21 protein-coding genes are annotated in these 23,293 nt (G+C 69.7%); 6 read left to right on the forward strand and 15 right to left on the reverse strand.

Features of this window, described 5'->3' with window-relative positions; translation table 11 throughout:
- Positions 1-38: 38 nt before the first annotated feature.
- The 12 genes from FV560_RS00115 to FV560_RS00165 are packed head-to-tail and all read right to left on the reverse strand — an operon-like array spanning position 39 to position 11,896.
- The gene (locus FV560_RS00115) at positions 39-509 is read right to left on the reverse strand and encodes a hypothetical protein (RefSeq protein ID WP_159618048.1); all 471 of its coding nucleotides are present in this window, start codon (positions 507-509) and stop codon (positions 39-41) included.
- Positions 506-1,120, reverse strand: coding sequence for a phage tail protein (locus FV560_RS00120; protein ID WP_235019836.1), 615 nt, complete (start codon positions 1,118-1,120; stop codon positions 506-508). Before FV560_RS00120 ends, FV560_RS00115 begins: the two co-directional genes overlap by 4 nt.
- The gene (locus FV560_RS00125; protein ID WP_159618050.1) at positions 1,117-3,063 is read right to left on the reverse strand and encodes a putative baseplate assembly protein; all 1,947 of its coding nucleotides are present in this window, start codon (positions 3,061-3,063) and stop codon (positions 1,117-1,119) included. The genes FV560_RS00120 and FV560_RS00125 overlap by 4 nt, the downstream gene beginning before the upstream one ends.
- Positions 3,063-3,482 (reverse strand): GPW/gp25 family protein, encoded by a 420-nt coding sequence (locus FV560_RS00130; RefSeq protein ID WP_159618052.1) that lies wholly within the window; start codon positions 3,480-3,482, stop codon positions 3,063-3,065. Before FV560_RS00130 ends, FV560_RS00125 begins: the two co-directional genes overlap by 1 nt.
- 10 nt (positions 3,483-3,492) lie before the next feature.
- Positions 3,493-5,262: a phage baseplate assembly protein V gene (locus tag FV560_RS00135; protein ID WP_159618054.1), complete on the reverse strand. Its 1,770-nt coding sequence runs from the start codon at positions 5,260-5,262 to the stop codon at positions 3,493-3,495.
- Complete coding sequence (locus tag FV560_RS00140) at positions 5,259-5,924, reverse strand: CIS tube protein (protein WP_159618056.1); 666 nt, start codon at positions 5,922-5,924, stop codon at positions 5,259-5,261. Before FV560_RS00140 ends, FV560_RS00135 begins: the two co-directional genes overlap by 4 nt.
- Complete coding sequence (locus FV560_RS00145; RefSeq protein WP_159618058.1) at positions 5,925-8,609, reverse strand: hypothetical protein; 2,685 nt, start codon at positions 8,607-8,609, stop codon at positions 5,925-5,927.
- On the reverse strand, positions 8,606-9,079 hold the full coding sequence (locus FV560_RS00150; protein WP_235019837.1) for a phage tail protein: 474 nt from the start codon (positions 9,077-9,079) through the stop codon (positions 8,606-8,608). The genes FV560_RS00145 and FV560_RS00150 overlap by 4 nt, the downstream gene beginning before the upstream one ends.
- On the reverse strand, positions 9,066-9,239 hold the full coding sequence (locus tag FV560_RS20005; RefSeq protein ID WP_175477073.1) for a DUF6760 family protein: 174 nt from the start codon (positions 9,237-9,239) through the stop codon (positions 9,066-9,068). Before FV560_RS20005 ends, FV560_RS00150 begins: the two co-directional genes overlap by 14 nt.
- A gap of 7 nt (positions 9,240-9,246) precedes the next feature.
- Entirely contained in the window at positions 9,247-9,801 is a 555-nt protein-coding gene (locus FV560_RS20010; protein WP_200837457.1) for a hypothetical protein, read from the reverse strand.
- A 2-nt stretch (positions 9,802-9,803) separates the two neighbouring features.
- Positions 9,804-10,277, reverse strand: a complete 474-nt coding sequence (locus tag FV560_RS00160; protein ID WP_159618060.1) for a phage tail protein — start codon at positions 10,275-10,277, stop codon at positions 9,804-9,806.
- 53 nt (positions 10,278-10,330) lie between these two features.
- Positions 10,331-11,896 (reverse strand): phage tail sheath family protein, encoded by a 1,566-nt coding sequence (locus FV560_RS00165; RefSeq protein WP_159618062.1) that lies wholly within the window; start codon positions 11,894-11,896, stop codon positions 10,331-10,333.
- A 291-nt stretch (positions 11,897-12,187) separates the two neighbouring features.
- On the opposite strand from FV560_RS00165, the gene FV560_RS00170 reads away from it, so the two are divergent.
- Positions 12,188-14,827 (forward strand): helix-turn-helix transcriptional regulator, encoded by a 2,640-nt coding sequence (locus FV560_RS00170; protein WP_159618064.1) that lies wholly within the window; start codon positions 12,188-12,190, stop codon positions 14,825-14,827.
- On the forward strand, positions 14,814-17,390 hold the full coding sequence (locus tag FV560_RS00175; RefSeq protein WP_159618066.1) for a helix-turn-helix transcriptional regulator: 2,577 nt from the start codon (positions 14,814-14,816) through the stop codon (positions 17,388-17,390). Before FV560_RS00170 ends, FV560_RS00175 begins: the two co-directional genes overlap by 14 nt.
- Before the next feature lie 5 nt (positions 17,391-17,395).
- On the opposite strand, the gene FV560_RS00180 is transcribed toward FV560_RS00175, so the two are convergent.
- Positions 17,396-18,094, reverse strand: a complete 699-nt coding sequence (locus FV560_RS00180; protein WP_159618068.1) for a hypothetical protein — start codon at positions 18,092-18,094, stop codon at positions 17,396-17,398.
- Between the two features lie 103 nt (positions 18,095-18,197).
- Positions 18,198-18,659 (reverse strand): DUF3817 domain-containing protein, encoded by a 462-nt coding sequence (locus FV560_RS00185; RefSeq protein WP_159618070.1) that lies wholly within the window; start codon positions 18,657-18,659, stop codon positions 18,198-18,200.
- A gap of 130 nt (positions 18,660-18,789) precedes the next feature.
- Here FV560_RS00185 and FV560_RS00190 point away from each other — a divergent pair, with 130 nt between their 5' ends.
- Positions 18,790-19,668, forward strand: a complete 879-nt coding sequence (locus FV560_RS00190; protein ID WP_159618072.1) for a DUF817 domain-containing protein — start codon at positions 18,790-18,792, stop codon at positions 19,666-19,668.
- Positions 19,669-19,828: 160 nt separating this feature from the next.
- On the opposite strand, the gene FV560_RS00195 is transcribed toward FV560_RS00190, so the two are convergent.
- Complete coding sequence (locus tag FV560_RS00195; protein ID WP_159618074.1) at positions 19,829-20,695, reverse strand: VOC family protein; 867 nt, start codon at positions 20,693-20,695, stop codon at positions 19,829-19,831.
- Positions 20,696-20,914: 219 nt separating this feature from the next.
- Here FV560_RS00195 and FV560_RS00200 point away from each other — a divergent pair, with 219 nt between their 5' ends.
- The 3 genes from FV560_RS00200 (at position 20,915) to solA (ending at position 23,253) form a co-directional block, all read left to right on the forward strand.
- Positions 20,915-21,301 (forward strand): ArsR/SmtB family transcription factor, encoded by a 387-nt coding sequence (locus FV560_RS00200; RefSeq protein ID WP_200837458.1) that lies wholly within the window; start codon positions 20,915-20,917, stop codon positions 21,299-21,301.
- Complete coding sequence (locus tag FV560_RS00205) at positions 21,298-21,996, forward strand: cation diffusion facilitator family transporter (RefSeq protein WP_159618076.1); 699 nt, start codon at positions 21,298-21,300, stop codon at positions 21,994-21,996. Before FV560_RS00200 ends, FV560_RS00205 begins: the two co-directional genes overlap by 4 nt.
- A gap of 108 nt (positions 21,997-22,104) precedes the next feature.
- Positions 22,105-23,253, forward strand: coding sequence for an N-methyl-L-tryptophan oxidase (gene solA / locus FV560_RS00210; RefSeq protein WP_159618078.1), 1,149 nt, complete (start codon positions 22,105-22,107; stop codon positions 23,251-23,253).
- Positions 23,254-23,293: the final 40 nt, after the last annotated feature.

The raw sequence follows: 23,293 nt of genomic DNA on the forward strand, positions 1-23,293 counted from the left end.
GAGGCGACCCCGAGGAGAATGGGATGGCACCAGCCCATTCAGCCCCAGATCAGGAACACGGCGATCACCACGCCAGCGGTCACGAATGTGGTGACGACCGAGGAGATCAGCACGACCAGCCAGGTCGGCCAGTGGTCACACTGCACGATCTGCGCCGGCGGGTTGAGGACCACCGGTGCGGGTGCCGGCGGCGGCTCGGGTTCCGGTGGCGGCGCCGGATGCAGCTCGGAACCGCAGCGCACGCAGGTGCTCGCACTCGCGAGGTTCTGCTCGGCGCACTCCGGGCAAGCGATCACGGAGGCGACCGTCGTCCCTGACGCGCCGGGCGCTCGGTTCAGGGCGCCGTCGGTCTCCGCTGCTGCAGGCCGTGTGGCCCGGCTCGGCTGCGCCCAGAACAACGGATAGTCGCAGGAGGGGCAGAAGTCGCTCGCGGCACGTCCGCCGCCCACGGCAGTGATCGTGCCGCACTCGGGGCAGGTGATCTCGCAGCTGGTGCCGGTCGCCGTCATCGCTCCCGCCTCCCTGCCGTTGCTGCCGCCCCGGTCGCCGGCCAGATCTGCCGGCCCGCGACGACCATCTCGACCCCCACGTGCGCAGGCACCTCGTCGAGCACGAGCTCGATGAAGTCCTCCTCGGTCAGCGGCCCCGTCGAGGTGACCTCCAACCGGACCCAGGATGCGCCGTCGGGGGCTTGTCCTTGGTCGTAGACGCCGCCGCTCTCGGCGATGGTGACCGGTGCCCCGGAATACAGCTCGAGCATGGTCGCCAACGCCTTCCGGGTGCCACGCCACGGCAGCGTCTTGGCGACGGTCAGCAGCATGAGGCGCTGCGCATCGGGCCCGTAGGCGTCGTCGACCTCGGGGGCGGCGAGCCACCCGGAGAGGTACCGGACCATCTCGATCGGGGCGAGGCGGGGGTCAGCCAGGTGCGGAAGGGTGTCGGCGTGGGAGAGGAGGGTCTGCGCCTCGGCCTGGAAGATCCGGACGAACCGGACGAAGAAGTCGTCCGCGAGCATGCCGGCCGGAAGCTGCCCGACCAGCCAGTCGTCCTGGCGGGCCGAGTGGCCGACCACCGACTCGGGTGCGTTCGGCTGGTGTGCCGTGATCGCCGGGTTGGTCACCGGATCACCACCCGGTGCTCGGCGGAGAGAAACAGGGCGTTGTCGCTCAGCGGCAGACGCTCGCGCCCTTCACCCAGGCGCCGACCGTTACGCAGGTCGTAGGCGAACAGCTGCAGCTCGTCGACCGCCAGCACCCCGTCGACCGACTCGATCACCTGGGTGAGGGCTGCCGCCGTCAACGGCTCCCCGAACGGCCAGCCGACACCGTCGCTGCCGCCTACCCCCGGATGCACGAACCGGGTCACTGCCTGGGTGACACGCTGACGGACCGCAGCGGCCGGCCGGCCCGGCAGCCCGCGCACCAACGCCGCCACGCTCACCCCCTGGTAATACGGCGTGCCCACCTCGACCGGGACCCCGACAAGGCGCCGTTCGTCGACCGCCCGCGCCACCTCCTCGAAGAGCTGGGTATCCAGCGCATAGTCGTCGATGACGTGGGTCTGGATCGGCGTCCGCACAGTCGGCACCACGAGCAACTGGACCACTCCCGACCCGCTGGCATGAGTCGGCAGGCAACGGGCGCGAGCCACCTCGACCGAGGCTTCCAGGGCCACCTGCTCGAAGTCGCCGGCCGTCACGGCGCGCTGTCCGCTGCGCAGCGACAGCGGGCCACGCACCTTCGCCTCCTCGACAGTCTCCGCGTCGACACCTCCGACCGCCGAGCGGGGATTGACGGCCGAGGCCACCAGCGGAACCGCCGACCGGAGGACCGTCAGGGTGCCGGCACCGACATTGCCGCGGGACCCGCCGCCCGTGCGGTAGCCGGTGACCCGCACGGTCGCCCCATCGGCCGGGATCGCGCCGTACTGACGGCTGCTGCCGTCCGGTTGGCGCACCACCGGGCCGAAACGGACCTCCCCCGTCGCCGAGTCCCACACCACGTGCCGGTCGGTGGGCCCGGACCGGGCGAAGTCGGCGACCTCGGTCCAGCGGTGGGACCCGCTCACATCGGCCACGATCACCCCTTCGTCCTCACGCCGGGCGGCGACGGGAGCGGTCGAGACCGTGAACACCTGCCCCGGGACCCCGGACGAGCGCCCCAGCACCTCACCTCCGACGGCGGTGGAGTGCTCCGCCGGAACGCTGAGGCCCACCGTGCTCACCGTGAGCGCCCCGATCCGTGGTGATGCCTCGTAGCCGGGCCGCTGCGGTGTCGCTCTCAGCAGCCGGGCCCGGATCCAGAACGCTCCCGTTCCTCCCAGCACCAGGGAGGCATGGTCGGGTCCGATCAACAGCACGAGACGGCCGTCGGTGTTCAGACCGCCCGTGGTGTCCTGCTCCACCTGTGCCGGTGCCCAGGCGTCACCGGTCCAGGCCTCCCACGCCAGCGGTGGCCGCGCTGGATCGACGCCGATGCCCTCCGCGTGTGCTGCGACGTCCAGCTGCACCACGTGTCGCGCGAGCGAGCGACGCACGCCGAGGTACAGAGCATCACCCTCGATCAACGACTCGGAGAAGCACACAGCCTCCTGGCCGGGGACGCGTAACGCTTCGGTGACGTCGATGATCTGCTCGCTGTCGGCGCCGCGCGTGTGGGCCGCCACGAGTTCAGGTGGTTCTGCCGTCGTCTCGGCCGAGGTGGTGAACACGACCGAGGACTCCCCCGTGCCCGCCGTCGTCGCCACCTCGGTCCCGGCAGGCACCACGACCGAACGCGTTGCCGGTGCCGACAGCCGGAAGATGATGTCGGTGCGGGCGACGCTCGGTGGGAACGGCTCGACGCCGACGAGGTTGAGGAAATGGACGTACAGCCGCTCCGGCACCTGGTTGACCCGGTAGAGCACCGTCTCGCTCATCCACGCGAACAGCTCGATCAGCGCGACTCCGGGGTCGGAGAGGTTGTGATTGGTCCACTCGGGAGTGAACCTCGGGATCATGCGCTTGGTCTCGTCGACGATGTCCTGGAAGCGGCGATCGTCCAGATCCGGCGGTTCGATCGGCATCAGGACTCCTCACGGGGAATGACGTAGAACGGATAGACCAGGTTGCGCCGGTCATTGCTCGACCGGGTGCGGTAGGTGATGTGGATCCGCACGAGTCCGGCCTGCTCCTCGTCCTGCACGGGGCTGACGTCCATGACCTCGATCCGCGGCTCCCACTGCGCGAGCGCGTCCCGGACGGCCTCGCGGATCAGCCCGAGCAGGTTCGCCGTGACCGGCTCGAAGAGCAGGTCCCAGATCCGGCACCCGAAGGCCGGACGCATCACCCGCTCTCCCGGGGCCGTCAGCAGCACCACCCGGATCGCGTCGTCGAGGCCCGCCCCGTCGCGGGACATCGCGATCGCTCCGGTGTGGTCGACGTGCAGCGGCCACGCGAACCCGCGTCCGACGAAGTTGGCCGCATCCTGGCGTCGATCGTTCATCGCGGGCACCTCAGTTGATCTTCACGACGGCGCCACTGACCTCGGTGCTGGCGCTGCCCTTGATGACGGTGCTCGTCCCGGTCACGACGGCGCGAGTCTTCGCGGACGCCTCGAACGTCGTCGACGCCTTGGCTTCGACGTCCATGCCTTCGAGGGTCAGCGACTGCTTCGCCTTCATGGTGATGCTCGTGGCGTTGATCGTGAGATTCCCCCTCCCATCGAATGTGAGGGAGGCGGCGGCGGAGCCCTCACCAGAGGTGATCACCAGTGGCTTCTCGGCAGCGTAGATCTCGGTCTTGTCCTTGCCGATCCGCACGTAGCTGCGATCTCCTGCCAGGGCCATCCGTACGTACTGCTCCGCATCCGCCTTCCCGTCTGCGATCTCGATCCGATGACCTTCCCTGGAGACGAAGTGGCGCGTGGTCACCTCGGAGCTGTTCGGGCCGAGCGCCGGCTTGGGGACGGTGCTCTGCTTCCCGAACAGCCCGCCGAGGACGACCGGACGGCGCACGTCCCCGTCCTCGAACGCTAGGAGAACCTCATCCCCCACCTCGGGGAGCACCACCAGGCCCCGGTCGGGTCCGGCGCCGAGGGAGAGCACCCGGGCCCACGACGAGGATGCCGAGTCGGAGACGCCTTCGAGTGCCACCCGGACCCGGCCGCGCTGGTCCGGGTCGTCGATGTTGTCCACCCGTGCGACTGTGATCCCGGTGTGTCGCAGGCTCGAGGCCGACGGCGGTACGCGCCACGGATCGGTGAGCCGCACCGGTGGCCGGTCCCCCACCACGAAGGTGGTGCGCAGCGACGTGGAGTCGACCTGGTGCGAGACCTCACGTACGTAGTAGGTCCCGTCCGCGCTGCCCGCGGACCGGATGGTGACCAGCCCTCCCGGCCACAACCCCGGCACGAAGGCGCCTCGTCCTCTCCCGCTGACCCGGCCGGCAGCGGCCGCCAGCCCGCCGGCCACCGCCGTCGCCTCCGCGTCGGTCATGGACAGCTGCCGGGTCGCCAGCACCTCGGTCTTCTTCCCGCTGCCGGCCGGAGCGAAACCGTTTCGATCGCCTGGGGTGCTGGTGGTCGCGCTCCCCGTCACACTCCCCTGCTGCTCGGGGTCCCACCCACGGACCGTGAACGTGCTCGGACCGGTCTCCTCGTGCCGGACCGTGAACCCGAGCAGATCCACGCCGAGGTCCAGGACGGGTGCCTGCCGTGCCCAGGGTGCCGATCCCGAGACGGGCCAGATCGCGAACCGTTCCTCGAGCACGGCCCAGTCACAGCCCAGCCTGCCCGCGATCTCGTCCACGAGGCCGAGCCGGGAGTCGGCCCGGAACGCCCACTCGTGGCTACTGCCGGGGAGGTCGACATCAGCACGCAGCCCTGCCCCCTCGACCGTCGATCGGATGATGTCGGCATCGGACATCTTCTGGTGCGTGGTCACCGCACGATCCCGTGAGAGGTCATAGGCCTGGTCGTGCACGGTGGCGGTCACGGTCGCACCGCGGTCGGTCGCCTCGAGCTCGACACTGGTCACGGTGCCGGAGAACACGACCTGAGCGGGCGAGACCGATGAGATCGTGACCGCCTTTCCCAGCTCCACCACGCCGTCGGCGAACGTCCCTCGGTCGAGGAGACGCACCTGTGCCCGCCCGATCGTCCGGACACCGGTGTCGATCCGGACCTCGAGCAGATCGTCAGCGAGCTCAGTGCGCAGCTCGGTACCGTCGATCTCCACCCGCAGTTGCGTCTGGGTATGCGGGTCCTGGTGCGCCTGCGCCGTCATGGCGCCTCCACCCGTGGCACGGCCAGCATCGTCCCGGGCCGGACAGCCAGCGGATCGGCGATGCCGTTGGCATCGGCCAGAACGCGCCAGCGGGTCGCATCCCCGTAGTAACGGGCGGAGATGCGATCGAGGGTTTCCCCCGCGAGCACGCGGTGCACACGTTGAGGTTGCGGGGTCCCCGAGGTGGGGTTCTGCGGCCCGAAGGCGCGTGACTCCTCGTACTGGCGCAGCACCAGGGCAAGCCGGGCACGCAGTGGCGTGCCGGAGGCAGCGAAGTACGTGAACGTGAGGTCGAGCGAGGCCACCACGGCCTTGAAGGAGTGCAGATCACCCCAGTGGAAGGTCACGGCCGGAGGACGTGCGTTTCCACTGGCCGCGTCCGACCCGGGCAGCGAGGGGTCGATCTCCATCAGTTGCACGATCCGGCCGGTGTACTTCGTGACCGGGCTGCCGTCGTGCGTGGTGTCGAAGAACAGGTCGACGGCGAGCGAGCCAGGTTCGGAGCCGGCGTACCGCAGGCGTGGCACACCGCGGCCGGGCCGGGTCCGTGCTTCCCAGCGGTTGCCCCTGGTCAGATGCAGCTGGGCCGGGTTGAACAAGCATGGCAGCTTCTCGCCCCCCTCGACCTCGAGGAAGGCCTTCACCGGTGCGGTCTCAGCCACCTAGAACACCTCCATCCCGCGGCGCCAGGCTCGTCGCTCGGTCTCCTCACGTACCTTCTCCTCGACGACGGCCAGCACCCGATCGTCGAGCTCGGAATCGAGCCACTCATCGACCCGGGTCAGGACGCGATCTTCGAGGTTCCGCACCCAGGAGGGCTCAGCGATAGCACCGCTGCCACCGGGTTCATGCTCCTGGGGCGGCAGGAACGAATAGCTCATGCTCATCGGAGTCTCCTCTCGGCGGCGGGGGATCGATGACGTCGATGGTGATCCGGCCGCGGACGGCGGTGGGGGTGGTCCGGAGCCTCGGCGGTACTGCGCATGCGAACCGGCCGAACCATCCGAACTGGTCGAACCAGCCGAGCTTGTCCAACCAGCCGAACCGGGCGGCCCGGTCAATCCCCGCGACCCGTGCAGGCCGGCACGGGTGTAGAGGTCGGCACGGTCGTGGGGGCCGGCACCGTTCTGGCTGCCGGCATCGAGCGGGGTGGCGGCGTGTGCCGGGGGGCGAGCCAGGCGTGGTGGCAGCACGGCAAACCCGGCCGTCGCCACCCCTCCGGACGGGAGCCCGCCGGGTGTCCCTCCCGCTGGGGTGCCCGGGGCCGGCCGGCCGCCCATCACGTCGTCCATGCTGGCCGCCACCGGCGTGACTGTGGTGGCAGCGGGCATGCCTCGGTGCCCGCCGATCACTCCCCGGGTGCCCGGCTCGCGAGAGGCGCTCCGGCGGCCAGATCCCGCACCGCCGGGTGGTGCCGGGTCTGCTGCCGGCTGCCAGGCTCCCCATCGATGCGACCCCAGCTGGAGCGGCTGCCGGGCGGGCGCGCGGTCGCCACGATGGCGCAGCTGCGGGTCGTCGATCCCGAGGCCGGTCGAGGAGCGGCGCCTGATCGTGGTGGTGCGATGATGTCCGGCACCAGGAAGGCGATGTGGACCGCCGGTGCCCGGCAGCCGAGCTGGGCCGGTACCCGACAGGCGAGCTGGACCGGCGCCCGGAAGTCGGTGCGAGGCGGTGCCCAGCCCTGTCGGTGCTGGGGCCCCCATGCGGTCCGGACGCGCGCTGAAGACGCGGTCCGGCAGCCCTCCGGGCGATGCGTCGCGATCTCCGGCGGCCCGCGTGGGGCCATGCTGCGCGGGCACACCTCCCGCAGCCGCCTCGGTGGCCGAACTCATCGCGGTCGACGCGCTCATTTCGGTAGACGCAGTCATCTCGACGGGCACCGCGCCGGGATCGCCCGCCGAGGGTGCTCGGGACGCCGAGATCGCGCCGACAGTGGACCGGCCGCGGACGCTCATGCGCCGGACTATCGATACGGCCGCAGGCCGTGCTTGTCCGAGAGCAGCCACGCTCTGCGCTGCTCCCGATACCGCGGCGACAGAACCTCTGGGGAGATCCAGTACTCGTGCTGCTCTCGTGATCGGCCCGAGAACACGACCGGACCGCTGCGCGAGCGACCCTGGTCCGCTGTCGCCGCCTGCGGCCACTGCGGCCACTGCCTCCTTGCCGGCACGCGCCGTCCCGTCGGGTACATACGCGCTGGCATCGGGTATCGCCTGCCCGCCGGCATCGCGCGTGGTCCCGCGCTGCGGCGGCTCACCAGCGGGTGGCGCCATGCCTGGTGGTGTGACGTCGTCGGCGGCCCGGCCAGGTGATGCGACTTCAGGCGCGCTTCTGGTCACCACGGAATTGCTCGTCAATCTGGTCGCGTTCGCCCGCGCAGGAGCCCTGGTCACGACGCTCGTGACGACGGATGCCGGGCCGGCATCGAGGCGCTGCCGATTGCTGGGGATCCGCGCCGACGCCACGGCCTGCGTGGCCCGGGCGCGGCGCCGCACCAGGCGTGAGGTCAGGGCAACAGCAGATGCGCTGAGCGTCGATGTATAGCCCGGGGGTCCCGCGGCGGGCGAACTCCCACCCGACAGCCGGCCTTCCTCCACTCCGGCATCCCTCCTGGCGCCGCCGGCCGCACTCGCCCCTCCGGCGCCGTCGGGACTCTCAGGCCCGACGATGGGAGCCGGGTCCCCTCCGGCTCGCCCGATCTCAGGATCGCCGCCGGTTTCGTCGCCGTGCCCGCCCGGTCCGTTGTGCGCATTCCGTCCGCTCTTGGTGCCCGGTCCAGCCTGCCCGCTCCGTCTGCTCAGACCACTCTGCCCAGCCTGCCCACTCTGGCGTCCGCTGGAGGCGGAGCGTGGGCGACGGCGGACCACCCGGCGTGCGCGCGCGTCGGCCGGGGTGGTCATCCGGCCGGCCGCTGTGACCTCCTCGGGCAGCTGCATCGGAACCGCCTGCGCCGTCATGGTGGCCGGGATCCCACCGGGCCGACGCGACGCCTCGTCCGGAACGGGACCCACGGCCCGCCGGAGACCACGGGCGGGCAACCGACCGTCCGCTGGGGTGGCGCCGAACCACCAGCGAGGTGGCCCCACCTCGAACCCACCCAGGTCCGCGCTGCGGGAGGGCCAATCCGTGGCTAGCGCCCGGCGCACGGCGGCCGGCCGGCCCCATCCGCTGACGAACCGCATCGACGAGGCGGCCAGTGCCCCGATCCTGCTCGGGCGCGGCCCTCCCCAGGGGCCGGCATGCCGATAGCGCTCCGCGATCTGCCCGCCCACGGAGACCGCGCCGTCCAGGCGCCGATCAGCCTGGTCCGGTTCCTGAGTCGCTGCCTGCTCCGGCTCCCCTGTCATGCCGTCACCGCACGGAATCCGTTGTGTGCGACCTCAAGGGTCTCGTTCAGCGGTGCATCCGAGTCGGCGAGTAACTGCGGCCCGCTCCAGCTGACGGCGAACACACCCTCCAGCTCCCACGACCGCAACCGGTCGCCGGTGTGGTTGATCACCGTGACGGCCCCAGTGGCGCGCGTCAGCACGTTGTCGTTGCCAGAGAAGCCCGCGCCCGAGCTCTTCGCCACCCAGGTGAACAGCGCGTCGGACTGCACCAGCCCGCGGGTGAACACGAGGTGGGGCCAGCGCATCACCCCCGGGAGCTGGTGCACGTAGGAGTTCTGACCGCCCTCGACGTACTCCTCGACCGCGACGTCCAACTGCAATCCCGAGACCTCCCGAAACATGCCGATCTCCACGCCGTCGACCTCGAACAGGAAGCGGCTGGACGTCGAGGGCTCACCACCGAGCGGTGCCAGATCAGGCGTTCTCACGGACCATCTCCCACGCGTGTTCATTCATTGCCGAGACCGCACGGACCATGCGCACCCGGTCGAGATGCTCGAGGTCCAGCAACTCTTCGAGCGGCCAGTGAAGGTGATAGGCGAGGTAGGCGATCTCCTGCCAGAGCGCATCCGGTGGATAGTGGAGCATCCGGCGATCACCTGGTCTCGCCGGAGATCTCCTCGATGGCCGACCGGCGCGCCCGGTGCGGGCCGGCAGAGTTGGCAGAGTCGGCAGAAACGCCTGAAACGTCTGAAACGCTCGGCGGCCAAGCCGAGGCGATGTCGCCTGCCCCCGGGTCCTGTTCTGCCGGCCCCCCTTCCTCCGGCACTCGTTCCACGGGCGCGTGGTCGGCCGGCACTGACTGCGCGGACGGCGGCTCGGTGACCGCCTGCGCGGCGACGAACTCGTCGAACTCTGCTTCGGTGCCGAAGTTGATCACTCCGTAGAAGTCCTGCAGAAACGCCAGATCCGCCGCGAACAGCCCTTCGATCTCGTGCGGCGTGACGAGGCCGAGCGATCCCAGCTGCTCAACCACGCGCGCCAGCACGAGCACGGTCAGTCGCGGGTCGTCCGATCCTGTGATCGTCGGATCGCGTAACGGTTCGAGCTCGTCGCGCGCGGTCGCGAGCCGCATCGTGCCCTCGCGATGGACAGTGCCGTGATCGTCGACGTAGCCACGCGGCAGGGTGAACTCATAGCTGGTACGCACGCCTACTTGATCCGTTCAAGACGTTCGATGACGATCGTGATCGTCTCTTTCAGTGCATCCGATCCATCCACGGACAACTGATCGGTCGCGATCTTGCTCGGCCAGCCGTTGAAGAAGTTGAACCTGGCGACCTCCGTGCTCGCAGCGTCGTAGAGGACGACGGATCCGTTCTTGCGGTTGCTGGCGCGCTCACCAGCCAGCCCACCTTCGCGCACCTTCTTGAACCACTTCCAGAGCTCGTCGTTGTCGATGTCCGCCGGGGCCACCCGGGTCAGTGACAGATCGGGAACCTCGACTGTCTGGCCGAGGAACTTCACCTGCTGCTTCTGCCCCTTATCTCCGATCTGGGTGGACTTCCCGACGCCGACTTCGACGTCGAGCCCGGAGACGGTCATGAGCGCGGAGACGACCTTGCCGTCGATCTCCAGGAAGAAGTTCTGCGTGATGATCGGGTCGGCGGTGAACAGGCCAGCCATGGGTGTGCTCCTCAGAATGGGGTCAAGCTCGGGTCAGGGGTGACGCGCGGCTGTCAGGAAGCGCTCAACTTGTTCTGACTGACGCGGAAGATGACGAACTCCGCCGGCTTGACCGGCGCCAGACCGACCTCGACGACGAGCTTGCCTGCATCGATGGACTCAGGTGGATTCGTCGTCTCATCACAGCGGACGAAGAACGCTTGGTCAGGTGTGGCACCGAAGAGGGCACCTTCCTGCCAGAGACCGTGGAGAAATCCGGTGAGCGTGCGCTTGACGCCTTCCCACAGGGCGGTGTCGTTGGGTTCGAAGACCGCCCACTGCGTGCCTTCGAGGATGGTCGACTCCACCATGTTGAACAGCCGACGCACGTTGAGGTACTGCCAGTCGGTGTCCGAGGACAGCGTGCGCGCACCCCAGATCCGGATTCCACGGATGCCGAACGGACGGATGGCGTTGATCCCGATCGGGTTGAGGATCGACTGCTCGTTCTGGGTGATCGACTGCTCGACGTCCAGCACGCCCCGAATCGTGTCGTTCGCGGGCGCCTTCCAGACCCCCCGGCTCTCGTCGGTGCGGGCCCACACCCCAGCGACGTGGCCCGACGGCGGGATGAGAATCTCGGCTGTGCCGTTGCTCCCGGTGGGGTTGTCGACCTTGATCCACGGGTAGTAGAGCGCGGCGAAGCCCGAGTCGTACTGCGCGACGTCCGCGCGCCAGTCCCGCACCGCCTGTGGGCTCAGGCCAGGTGGAGCATCGAGCAGCGCCATCCGGTTGGAGTGCTGCTCGCAATGGGCGATCAACGCCGTCTGCACGGACTTCCACATCCCGAGGTCGAGCGAACCATCCTCCTTGGTGGCGGCCGTGACCAGGTCAGGGACAGCGACGATGGTGACGTCCTCGGCGAGCGCGAGTCCGTTGATACCCGTGCGCGCGGTCTCGGAACCAGCGAACTTGCGCGGCGTGACCGGCACACTCACCGGGTCAGCCTTCTCCAGCTCGTACATTCCGGGCCTGAGGAGCTCCAGTTGCTGCTCGACGTCGACATCCTCGGCGATCTCGACCTTCACCTTCACCTTGGTCGACCCCTCGTTCACGATCGTGGCGGCGTCGCGCGGGCCCCCAAAAGTGAGATCGGCGAACGTCTCGACCACCTCGTCGTTCTCCAGGACCGTCAACGAGAACGGTGTCGGTCCCTCCAGATCATCCGGCGCGTCGGCGGACTCAATCGCGATGATGAGATCGGCGTCGGGAGCGATCGACTCCACTGTGAGTGGCTGACCCAGCGCTCGGTCAGCGGCCGGCAGCGCCCGGGTGGCGACCTCACCCGAGGGTTCGGCGTTCGGCACCCGCACGATGTAAGCGAGGGACCCGCCGTTGAGGAAGTAGCCGTAGACCGCCAGCGGCAACATCGCACCATCGACGAATCCGCCGTACAGATTCTCGTACTGCGACCAGCTCGTCACCAGCCGGGGCGCGAGGCCCTGGGGATCGTCCGGATCGGAGGGCGCGGACTGGGTGAATCCCACGAAGGCAGTCACGGCCGTCGGAGCGGCGGTCAGGACCTTCTGCGACGAGGGGACTTCTTCGACGTAGACGCCGGGCGCTGTGTAGGTGGGCACTGGACATCCTTTGATAGGGCGAAACCGACGCTGGCGCGGGTCCCGAGCACGGCCGTGGCCGGCCGCCTTCTCGAGCCCGTCCGCCGTCAGCGTAGGAACCGCCCACAGCTGGGCCATCGGTAATCGGTACCGAAGTTTCGGTACCCAGGCCCACGGATGTGTGTACAACCGTTCAAGCCTTCCCTAAGGTCGATCTTTGTGACAGGCGAGCCAGATCGCGACGGGCATGGCCCGCTCACGAGCGCCCATGCCGTGAGAGCCCGGCCCCATGAGGTGGCCGGTTCTGCGAGTGTGAGTTCGCACCAGGTCATCGTGCGAGAGCAGTTCGAACAGACTGAGCAGTTCGGGCAGTTCGAGCAGTTCGAGCATGTCCACCAGGCCCACGAGAACCAGTTGGTGCGCTCGCTGCGGGCCGGCCGCGGAGCACTGATCTTCGGCGAGGCCGGAACGGGAAAGTCACATCTGGCCTCTCGCGTCCTCACCGACGAGGGATACCCGGACCAGATCGCGAATCCCTCGCCCCCCGCCGTCCGGCGAACGGTTCCGCTCACCACAGCCTTCGACGGTCTCGTCCACGCCCTCGACCTCGATGGCCGCCCCGCGACGGCCGACGAGGCTGTGATCGCGGTGCAGGATCATCTGACACCCGCACGCTCTGGTACGTGCGCGCCGCTGCTGCGGATCGACGGAGCACACCTCCTCGACAGCGCCAGCGCCGCCGTCATCGCCGAGCTGGTTCGCCTGCGCGCGATCACCCTCGTGGCGACGGCCCGCCCACACAGCGCATCGGCCGCTCCCTGGCACGGTCTGTGGCGCGACGACGTTCTCGACCGGATCGATCTGCACGCACTGGCCCCGCACGAGACCGCGGGGCTGCTCACGACCATAGTCGGCGAGCCCGTCGCACCCGATGTCGTCCAGCACCTGTGGGACCGCAGCGGCGGCAACGTCCTCCACCTGCGTGAACTCACCACCGGTCTGCATGCACGGAGCGACCTGACGCGCAGCGGCCTGGCAGCGACGGAGCGGGTCAGGTCACTCAGCATCACCCCTGAACCCGTGCCCGCACTGCTGACTGTCGCCACGACCGAGCTGGCCGACCTGAACGACCAGGCACTGCAGGCGCTACGGGCTCTAGCCCTGCTGGGCCCCCTCACGCTCGGGACCCTGCTCGACAGCGTCGACCGGGAGACGGTCGAGAGCCTCCTGCACCGCGGACTGATCCGCACCCGGCCGGCAGAGCGTCTCCCAGAGCTGATGGTCGAACCCGCCCACAACCTCCTCCGCGAAGCGTTGCTGAGCACCACGCCGCCCGATCAGCGCCAGGAGATCTTGCAGGAAGCGGCGGGCCGTGGCGCGAACGGAGGAGTCCTCGGACGGCAGGCGGTACTCCTGCTGCTGTCGAAGGGATGGCCACTCGGGTACGCGACCATCCGCAGCGCTGTGGCAGAGGCGTTCGCTCATCGCCGCCCGGACGAGGTCGTCTGGCTGATCGACGCCACCTTCGGCCCGACCGGCTCCAATCGGCTGAGCACGATCGAGACGATCACCCTCCTGCTCGACCGTGCCGAAGCACACCGGCTCCTGTCCCACACCGACGCCGCCCTGGACGATATCGCCGAGCTCCTGCCGCAACTGCGGGGAGCCGTGGCCGCCGCCCCGGCCGATGCTCGTCTTCCCATGCTCGTGCTGACGGCCGCACGGTTGCGCGCCGATCTCGAGCAGCATGACCGCGATGATCTCGACGCCGCGCTGAGCTCCTTGGCGGAGGCGAACCAGTGGATGGCCGAGCTGCCAACATCCGGCGACTCCGACCAGCCACGGATCGAGCTCGAGGTGTCCCGACTGCGCCATCTCGGATACGCCGGACGGCATCGTGACTCAGGCCCGCGCTCCCTCGACCTGCTGGGCGAGATCGCCGACCCACGAGTGGCCCTCCCGCTCGTGTACCCCACCGGGCTCGGCCTGCTCCAGGCCGGGCGATTCGAGGAGACGTGGAACATCGCCGCCCGTTATCGAGCCGCGATCGCCGCCGGATCGGATGTTCACGGTGACGCGGCGGCCGAGCTCGCTGCCCTCGGGGTTCTCGCACATCTGGGGGCGGGTGAGATCGATCAGCTCGAGGCCATGACTCCGACCAGGTTCGAGAATCCGCCCACGGGGGCGCCATGGCTGAACGCGCAGGTCGGCGCGGGCCTGACCGCCGCCGCACGCGGTACCTGGTCCCAGGCTCAGAGCAAGTTGGGCCCGGTGCACGAGCACCTCGACCTGCACGGACCCCCGGGGATCGGCGCCTACGCACGCGGGGTCGAGGCACTCGCGGCCGCAGCCGGAGGGGAACCGGCACGAGCTCAGGATCTGCTCACCGCCGTCCGCGCCATGGCCCGGAGCCAGACAGCCGTGCTCAGCGGCGAGTTGCGCCTGCTGCGCCTCGACACCATGTTGTGGCTACGTGCACCGTCGCTTCCCCGGGCAGCGCGCGCGCTCGCGTCGTGGGCCCATCTGTCGGGGCTCATGCGCATCGAGATGGAGGCGCTGCACCGATCCCTGGTGCTCGACCTGCGCGCCGGCCGGCCGCCCTACGACGGGGTTCTCGAACGCCTGCGGCAGCTCCGCGCTCACCTCGCGTCACCGCGTGTCGACGCACTCCTCTCACACGCCGAGGCCCTCGTGCGCACGGACGCCGACCTCGCTGGAATCGCCGAACGCCAGCTCAACGAGCGCGGCCTGTGGCTGCCTCCCGGACCTCAGACGCGTCACCTCACACCTCGCGAACGCGAGGTCGCGGCCCTCGCCCGGGCCCGCCTCACCAGCCGCACGATCGCCACCCGGCTCGGGGTCTCGGCCCGCACCGTCGATAGCCACCTCGCCAGCGTCTTCGCCAAGCTCGGCGTCTCCAGCAGGGAGGAACTGACCCATGCACTCCGGTGAGCTCGTCGCAGCGCCCCCTCGCCCCCGCCGACCGTCGGCACTGTCCGAACCGCCGGAACCCCTGTCGGTCTCGCCCCAGCAGCCGGCCCTGATCCGGGAGGCGCTCTCAGCCGGCCACTCCGTCATTGTCCAAGGGGAGGTCGGTAGCGGCAAGACGCACCTGATCAACGCCGCCGTACGCGATGGACTCCTGCGAGAACGACGCCTCGTCGATCTCACCTCCACCCCGAGCAGGCCCTCATCGTGGCAGCCCCTGGTCGAGAAGGCAGGTTCCCGCGGCGATGTCGCGGCCGGTGCCACCGCACTGTGGGACTGGCTGGCGCTGCCGGGCCAGGGCGAGGTCCTGCTCCGGCTCGAGGACGCACACCTTCTCGACGACGCAGTCCTGCGCGCTGTCGAGGAGGTGGCTGAGCGCCCGGGGATGGCGCTCGTTGCCAGCCACAGCGCCCACCCGAGCGGGCCGGCCGTGCTCGCGGACCTGACCGATGTGGTGACTTTTCAGGTCCAGCCGATGAACACGGCACAGACCGAAGCGCTGCTGGCGGACATGCTCGGCGGCTTTCCCACGGCGGACGCCGTGCACCGGCTCTGGATCGCCTCCCGCGGCAACCCCTTCTACCTGTGCGAGCTGGTGAGGGACCATCGCCAGCGTGGCGATCTGTTCGCCAGCGACGGCGTCTGGGTGTGGACCGGGATCCCGACGCTGACGGACCGCATGATGGAGGCAGCCTTCCATGACCTCCGTGGCCTGGTTGAGGTGGAGCGAGCGGTCGTCGAACGCGCCGCCGTCGCGGGCGGGGTGCCTGCCGCCACCGTTGCGGACCGGGTCAGCAGGCGACTCCTACGCCGCGGTCTACTGCGCCCTGGCCAGGGCGGAAGGGACTCCGGCGATCCCACACACCTGGAAGTGACGCATCCACTCCGGGCGGACGCCATCGCCGCTCAGGTCTCGAACACCCGGCGCCACGACCTGATCGCCGGCAGCCCGGTCGCACCGGCGCCGTCCGCACCGCAGGACCTCGTGCGATCGGTCTCACGCAGAGTGCGCGCCGACGTGGACGTCCCGCTGCCCGAGTTGCTGCGCGCCTGCGATCATGCGGTGCGCGCGGACGAGCCACAGATCGCCGTGGAGCTGACCGGTACGGTGCTGCGGCGCGGGATCAACCCAGTCGGGACCATCCAGGCCCTCACTGCCCGCGCCACCGCCCACCTGCGCCTCGGGGACATCAACGCCGCATTGTCCGATCTTGCATCGGCCCGCTCAGCCATGGTGCTCTCGGACGACTCCGGAGCGGAGGTACTCGATGCCTACCTCCCGGCGATCCGCCACGAAACAACCGTGCGGCACTTTCTCGCCATGGACACCGAGGCGGCGTTGGGCATGCTCAGCTCGACCGCACGCTGGTTGCGCCCTCAGGCGAGGACCAACGAGGCTGTCGCACAGGCGCTCACGAACGTCGAGGCGTTGTACCTGTCCCACCTCGCCTGGGCGGGCCGGCATCCCGAGATGGTGGACGAGGCACACCAGCGGTTGCGCGACAACCCGCACCTGGAGCAGGTCGTACAGCTCGTCGGACCGACGGCAGTCGCCCTCGCCCTCACGGGCCGAGCCCACGAAGCCGAGGCGCTGTTCCGCCGATTTCTTCCCGTGATCTCCAGCGATCGTGTGCTGCAAGGGTGGAACCCAGGATCCTTCACCCTGCTCCGATTCTTCCTGCTCGTGCTCATCGGCGAGATCGACGCGGCCGAACGCACCGAACCGACCGCAGGCACCGATATCGACATGGTCGGCCTGCACCTGCGCCGCGGGACCGTGGCCTCCGCCCGCGGAGAGTGGGTCACCGCACGACAGGAGCTCCGGGCAGCGAACGCCCGTCTCCGTGTGCGCGACACCCTCGGCGTCGCCGCCTACAGCCTCGCCCAGGAGGCGAAGGTCGCCGCAGCCGCCGGCGAGAGCGCCGCCGCTCGCGCACTGCTCAGCGAGCTGGCCACGACCCCCCGGCGATGCTCCTGGGTGACCGGCGCCTTCTTGGACCTTCACATGGTCGATGCTCTCCTCTGGCTGCGCGATCCCAGCATCACCGACGTCACGACGCGCCTCGCGGCTGCCGCCGCACGGGACCGCCAGTACGCCGTCGAGCTCGAGGCTCTGCACCGGCTCGTCGTCGCCGTCGGCCCGTCGGCGGCACAGGCAGCGATCGGCGAGCCACTCGCAGAGCGCGTCGGGATGCTCGCCGACCATGTTGACGGGCGGCGCAGTGAGGCCGTGGTCGCCCACCTGACAGCGCTGCTCGGGAGCAGGAGGCGAGCCGCCACGCAGGCTGCGGACCGTTTGCGTGAGCTGGGTGTGGCTCTTCCGCCCGCTCATGAGCCCGCCCCTCTGACTCGCCGGGAGCGGGAAGTCGCGACCCTCGCGGCCGGTGGCATGACCAGCAAGGCGATCGCACAGCGGCTCGTGCTGTCCGTCCGAACGGTCGATTCCCATCTGGCCGGTGCCTACCGGAAGCTCGGGGTCAGCTCACGGGAGCGCCTCTCCGCGGCCCTGACTGCCGCGGGCGGGTGAAGGCGCTAGGCCATGCCCGGGTCGTACCCTGCCCGTAGCCAGACGTGCCGCGGAACCTGGTCGACGATCCCGTACAGCAGGTTGGCGTAGGCGTCGATGTACTGCTCCTGCTGCCGCCCGCTGACGTTCATCAGGATGTCCTGCCCCTCGATCGAGATGGTGCGGCGCAGTGCGTCCGGCTGCATCAGTCGCTCCATCATTCGCGGGTGGATCACGTCGTAGGCGTACTGCCCGGGAGGCGCTTTGACGCGCCAGGCGTCGTTGAATGCCTCGGACTCGAACTCGATGTCCTGACCGCCGAAGAACTTGGCGATCGAGTCGCCCATGCCCTCCGGGCTCAGCTGCAACCATGGCAGCGGGGCGGGCAGGTGCATCGCGATGACGTGGAAGGTGTGGGTACTGCGGTTCTTCCCCGATCCGGTCGTGTACTTGTACGTCATCGACACCACGTGCCGTCCGTGAAAGTCGCCGCTCAGCACATTGGTCGCCCGCCGTGAGCTCCCCCGGCCGAACGGCTCACTCCGCCAGCGCGAGACCAGGTGCGGTGCCGATGGCGTGTACCGCCACCCGCGTGCCGCCGCCCATCGAGCCAAGTGCTCCCGGCGCTTCTTCGCCTGATGCCGACTGAACGCGATCACGCCGATGACGAACGCGGGTATGAGTACCCACGTCAGGATCGGCACGAACGAGAAGCCCGAGTCCACGCGTCACACCCTTCTTCGACTACTGCGCGACCCTAGCAACCTCACGGGCCCCGGCCGATGGGCACACCTGCCCCCGGAACTGGTGCCACTGCGGCGGCGGGGATCAGGCTCCTCCCGGCGGTCCCACCCACAGCATCACCCGGAACACCAGGGCGGTCACGGCCACCGCCACAAGCACGAACCGCACCGGACGGCGCAGCACCTCCGCGAGCGCCCGCTCCACCACACTCCGGTCTCCCCCACTGCTCCGCAGCCGCCACTGCGGCCCCGCCAAGCCATTCCTGCGCACCCACCGCTCGAACGGGATCGTCGCGAACGGCGGGATGGCACTGGCCAGGCCGAGCACGATCGTGCCGGCACGCCACCGCTGGTCGATCCCGACCACCACCGTGCTCACGCAGTACAGCAGGAACACGAACCCGTGGATCGGCCCAGCGATCGTCACCCCGAGGTCGGTGGTGGAGGTGAGGTACTTCAGCGCCATACCGATCAGCAGCAGTGCCCAGGTGACCGCTTCGGCGTCGGCGAGGAGTCGGTGCAGGCGGCCCGGGCCGAGAGTTCTCATCGGGTCATTGTCTCGTGCCCGCGGCAGGCCGGTGAAGGATCGGCGCAGGCTGCGACGATCTGGTGAAGGCTCCGGGCGGATCGCGAGCAATGCGCCGGGTTCCCTCTCGCTCGCTGGCAGGCTCACCCACGTGACCAGCCAGCACTCCACCCCCAGCGGCGAAGCCGCCCTTCCAGCCACCCCGACGGCGCAGCGCACCCTCCTACGGACGGCCACCTCCGCCGTCGGGCAGCTGACGCGCTTCACCTGGCTGGAGGTGCAGTGCTGCCTGTTCCCGCTGGCGATCTTCGCCGGCCTGGCGGCCAGCGCGGTGGTGGATCTGCCGATCGCCCGCTACGACGCGCTCCTTGTCTACGCCCTCGCTGTCACAGTCCTGTTCTGGGTGTTGCGGCTGGAGACCGGCAGGGAGGTGGCGGTGATCTTCGGCTTCCACCTGATCGGGCTGGCGCTGGAGGTCTTCAAGGTGCACGTGGGGTCGTGGTCCTACCCGGACGAAGGCCTGCTCCGGGTGGGCGGAGTGCCGCTGTACTCGGGCTTCATGTACGCCGCGGTCGGTTCCTACATCTGCCAGGCGTTCCGGCGGTTCGAGCTGCGGGTGGACCACTTCCCGGTGGTTCCGACCGCGATGCTGGCCGTGGCGGCGTATGCGAACTTCTACACCCACCACTGGCTGCCGGACGTGCGGTGGCTGATCGCAGCGGGGTTCGTGGTGATGCTGTGGCGCTCGCGCGTCGCGTTCACCGTCGGCCAGGCGCGCTACCGGATGCCGCTGAGCGTGAGCTTCGTGCTGATCGGGTTCTTCCTGTGGGTGGCCGAGAATGCGGGGACGTTCCTGGGGGCGTGGCAGTACCCGAGCCAGGCGCAGATCTGGGAGATGGTGCACACCGGCAAGTGGGGCTCGTGGGCGTTGCTGGTCTCGCTCAGTTTCGTGCTGGTGGCTGCGGTGAAGATGCGCGAGGGCCGGTTCTATGGGGAGCCGGGCGCGACGCCTGCAGTGCAGCGGCGCTGACTCGTCCGGCTCTGGTTCGAGGTGCCCGACCACCAACTACTCCGGCCAACGTGGCGCAATCGACACGAATGCGTCATCCCCAGCACCATGGTGCCGCGCACTCCCGTACCCGTGTCTCGCCGGTCACGCACTCGGCTCGAGGGCGACTCGGGCAGCGACGTCAGGCGGCACTGACCTCGATCAGGGTGTTCCACGGGTCGTCGAACCGCAGGGTCTGCCCGTCGTGGCGCCCCTGGATGCCGGCGTGGGTGAGGCGGTCGGTGAGCGCGGTGACGTCGTCGATGCTCGGTACCTCGATGCTGACCTGCCCCAGGCCGAGGGAGGCCGCGCGCGGACCGGCTCCGGCAGAGTTCCAGGTGTTCATGCCGATGTGGTGGTGGTACCCACCGGCCGCGATGAACATGGCCTGCCGCCCGAAGGTGGCCATCACCGCGAAGCCGAGCGTGTCCACGTAGAAGGCCTTGGCGGTCGGGATGTCTCCCACCTGCAGATGCACATGCCCGATGACGGCGTCCGGCTCCTGAGCGGGAACCTCGCCCTGGTCAGGGGTCGCCAGGTGCTCGCGCATGAAGGCATTCGGGTCGAGCGGGAAGGAGTCCATCCGCACCCCGCCGCCGGGTGTGCGGGTCCACTGCTCGCGAGGGCGGTCGAGGTAGAGCTCGACGCCATTGCCCTCCGGGTCGTCGAAGTAGAAAGCCTCGGAGACCAGGTGATCGGCGGAGCCGGTGAAGCTGGCGGGGGCAAAATGCGCCACACTGGCCAGGGAGCGAGCTAGCGCCGGGGCACTGTCGAACAGGATGGCGGTGTGGAACAGGCCGGCATCGCGGCGGGAGAAGCTCGGCAGGTCGCGCTCTGCCCGCATCCTCACGATCGGCGTCCTCCCACGCCCGAGCACGGCCGTCGGCCCGGCATGCTCGAGCACATCGAGCCCGATCCCGGTGGCGTAGTAGGCGATCATGGCGTCGAGGTCGCGCACGAGCAGGTCCACGGTGCCCATGGCTGTGTCCTGGGCGAGACGGTCGGTCATGTCGATCACTCCTGATAGTTGATAGTTCAACCATCTCACGAGCGTGAGCACCTGACAACCCTTCCCTCCACGAAATCAATCGTCGATCTGGCGGTCGGGCACGCGGTGTCGACGACCACATCGACGTTTGATTTCACCTACCCCGGGGGGAACATGGGTGACACTTCCCCGCCGCGACAGCGCGTCGTGACGATACAGGGAACTCTGTACTATTGAAGTATGCCTCTCTCTGCCGCTCGCTTCAGCACCGGTGGTGCGACGACGGCCTCCCTGGAGCTGCCGGCCGCCACCCTGACCCACACCGCTGCTGTCGCACGGCTGGGGCACGCCTTGTCCGACCACACCCGCACCCGCATCCTGCTTGCTCTCCGGGAAGCCCCGGCCTGCCCGTCCGACCTGGCCGGGGCACTGGGCGTCTCCCGGCAGGTGATGTCCAACCAGCTCTCCTGTCTGCGCGGATGCGGGCTGGTGGAGTCGGTGAAGGAAGGCCGTCGCACCTGGTACCGCCTGGCCGACGACTCCCTCGGGCCGGCGCTGGACGGGCTCCTCTCCCTCACCCTCGCCGTCGACCCGGACTGCTGCGGACCGGAGTGCACCTGCTCATGACCTCCCTCCCCCTCACCCCTCACCCGCTCGACGCGGCCCGGCGCTCGATCCTGGAGCGCCGCATCCGCTGGATCGTGACCGCGACCATCACCTACAACGTGATCGAGGCGATCGTCGCGATCACCGCCGGCCGCATCGCCTCCTCCGCGGCGCTCGTGGGCTTCGGACTGGACTCGACGGTCGAGGTGCTCTCCGCCGCGGCCGTGGCCTGGCAGTTCCGCGCCCCCGACCCCGAGGCCCGCGAGCGCATTGCGCTACGAGTGATCGCCTTCTCGTTCTTCGGCCTCGCCCTGTTCGTCACGATCGATGCGGTCCGCAGCCTGCTCGGTGCGGCCGAGCCGGAGCATTCGACGGTCGGGATCGTGCTCGCCGCCGTGAGCCTGGCGATCATGCCGCTGCTGTCCTGGTTCGAACGTCGCACCGGTCGCGAACTCGGCTCAGCGTCCGCTGTGGCCGACTCCAAGCAGACTCTGCTGTGCACCTACCTCTCGGCGGTGCTGCTGGCGGGCCTGCTCCTCAACTCCCTGTTCGGCTGGACCTGGGCCGATCCGCTGGCAGCCCTGGTCATCGCCGGTGTGGCTGTCAAGGAGGGTGTGGAGGCCTGGCGCGGTGACGCCTGCTGCCACGTCCCCGCGAGCGCGCTGACTCATGCCGACCACACCACCGGCTGCGCCGACGGGTGCTGCACGGACTAGGAGATCGTCGCGTCGACATCTCGCGGACGACACCCCACCCGGCGCGTCCAGGCACTCCCCTCACCCGCGTGGCCACTCACCACCGTGAGTCCGGCAGACTGACCTGCGATGACAACTCTGGACGCAGACCTCGCCGTTCTCGGTCTCGGCGCCGCGGGCAGCTCCGCCCTGTGGCGCTCCGCCGCACGCGGCGCCGACGTGATCGGCTTCGAGCAGCACACCCCCGGCCATCCACACGGCTCCTCGCACGGACACAGCCGACTGTTTCGCACCGCACTGGTGGAGGGCCCGCAGTACGTCGCCCTCGCCCAGCACGCCCTCGGCTTGTGGCGAGAGCTCGAGCAGACCGACGGCACCGAGCTCCTCAGCCTCTGCGGCGGGATCTTCCTCGGGCCCACCAACGGCCGCCTCCTGCCGCCCATCCTGGAGACCATCGAGGCGCACGATCTGCCGCACGAACGCCTCACCGCCGCACAGATCCGGTCCGCCTACCCCCACCACACCATCGAGGACGCCACCGCGGGAATCCGCGATCCTGGTACTGGGGTGCTGCGCTCCGAGGCGGGCATCCGCGCGGCGGTAAGCGCCGCCGTCGGGAAGGGGGCCCGGGTGCGCACCGGCGAACGGATCCTGGCCGTGGAACCTTGCGACCACGGGGTCGAGGTGCGTAGCAGCGGGCCCGAGGGCGAACGCACGTGGCGGTTCGGCCGCGTGATCATGGCCACCGGCGCCTGGACGGCGGGGCTGCTACCCGACCTGAGCGTCCCGATGCAGGTGCGGCGCACGCTGCTGACCTGGTTCGGCGCACCGGACGCCGAGCAGTTCGGGCCGGGCAGTTTCGGGGTGTTCCTGCACGAGGCCGACGGGTACCTTGCCTGGGGCGCCCCTGCCCTGGAGGGGTACGGCGTCAAGGTGGGCCTGCACGACCTGCCGGCCCCCGCCGTCGCGGACCCTGGCCAGAACCCGCTCGAGGTGGACCCGGCGGAGTGGGCCGAGGTGGCAGCGTGGGTGTCCCGGCGCCTCCCCGCGCTGGACGCCGACGACGTGCGCGCCGAGGGGTGCATGTACACCCACACCCCGGACGAGGCCTTCAGCATCGGCATCCCCGAGGACTACCCCGGGGTGGTGCTCGCGGCCGCGTGCTCCGGGCACGGGTTCAAGCACGCGACGGCGGTCGGTGACGTGGCCGCTGCCCTCGCCGTGGACGAGGAGCCGGCCGTGGATCTGGCGCCGTTCTCCCCGGACCGTTTCGGCTGACGAAGCGCCAGGTGTGGTCCGTGCCTGGGGGCTGGCACGG

It is taken from the genome of Ruania rhizosphaerae (genome assembly GCF_009805705.1).
GTDB lineage: Bacteria > Actinomycetota > Actinomycetes > Actinomycetales > Beutenbergiaceae > Ruania > Ruania rhizosphaerae.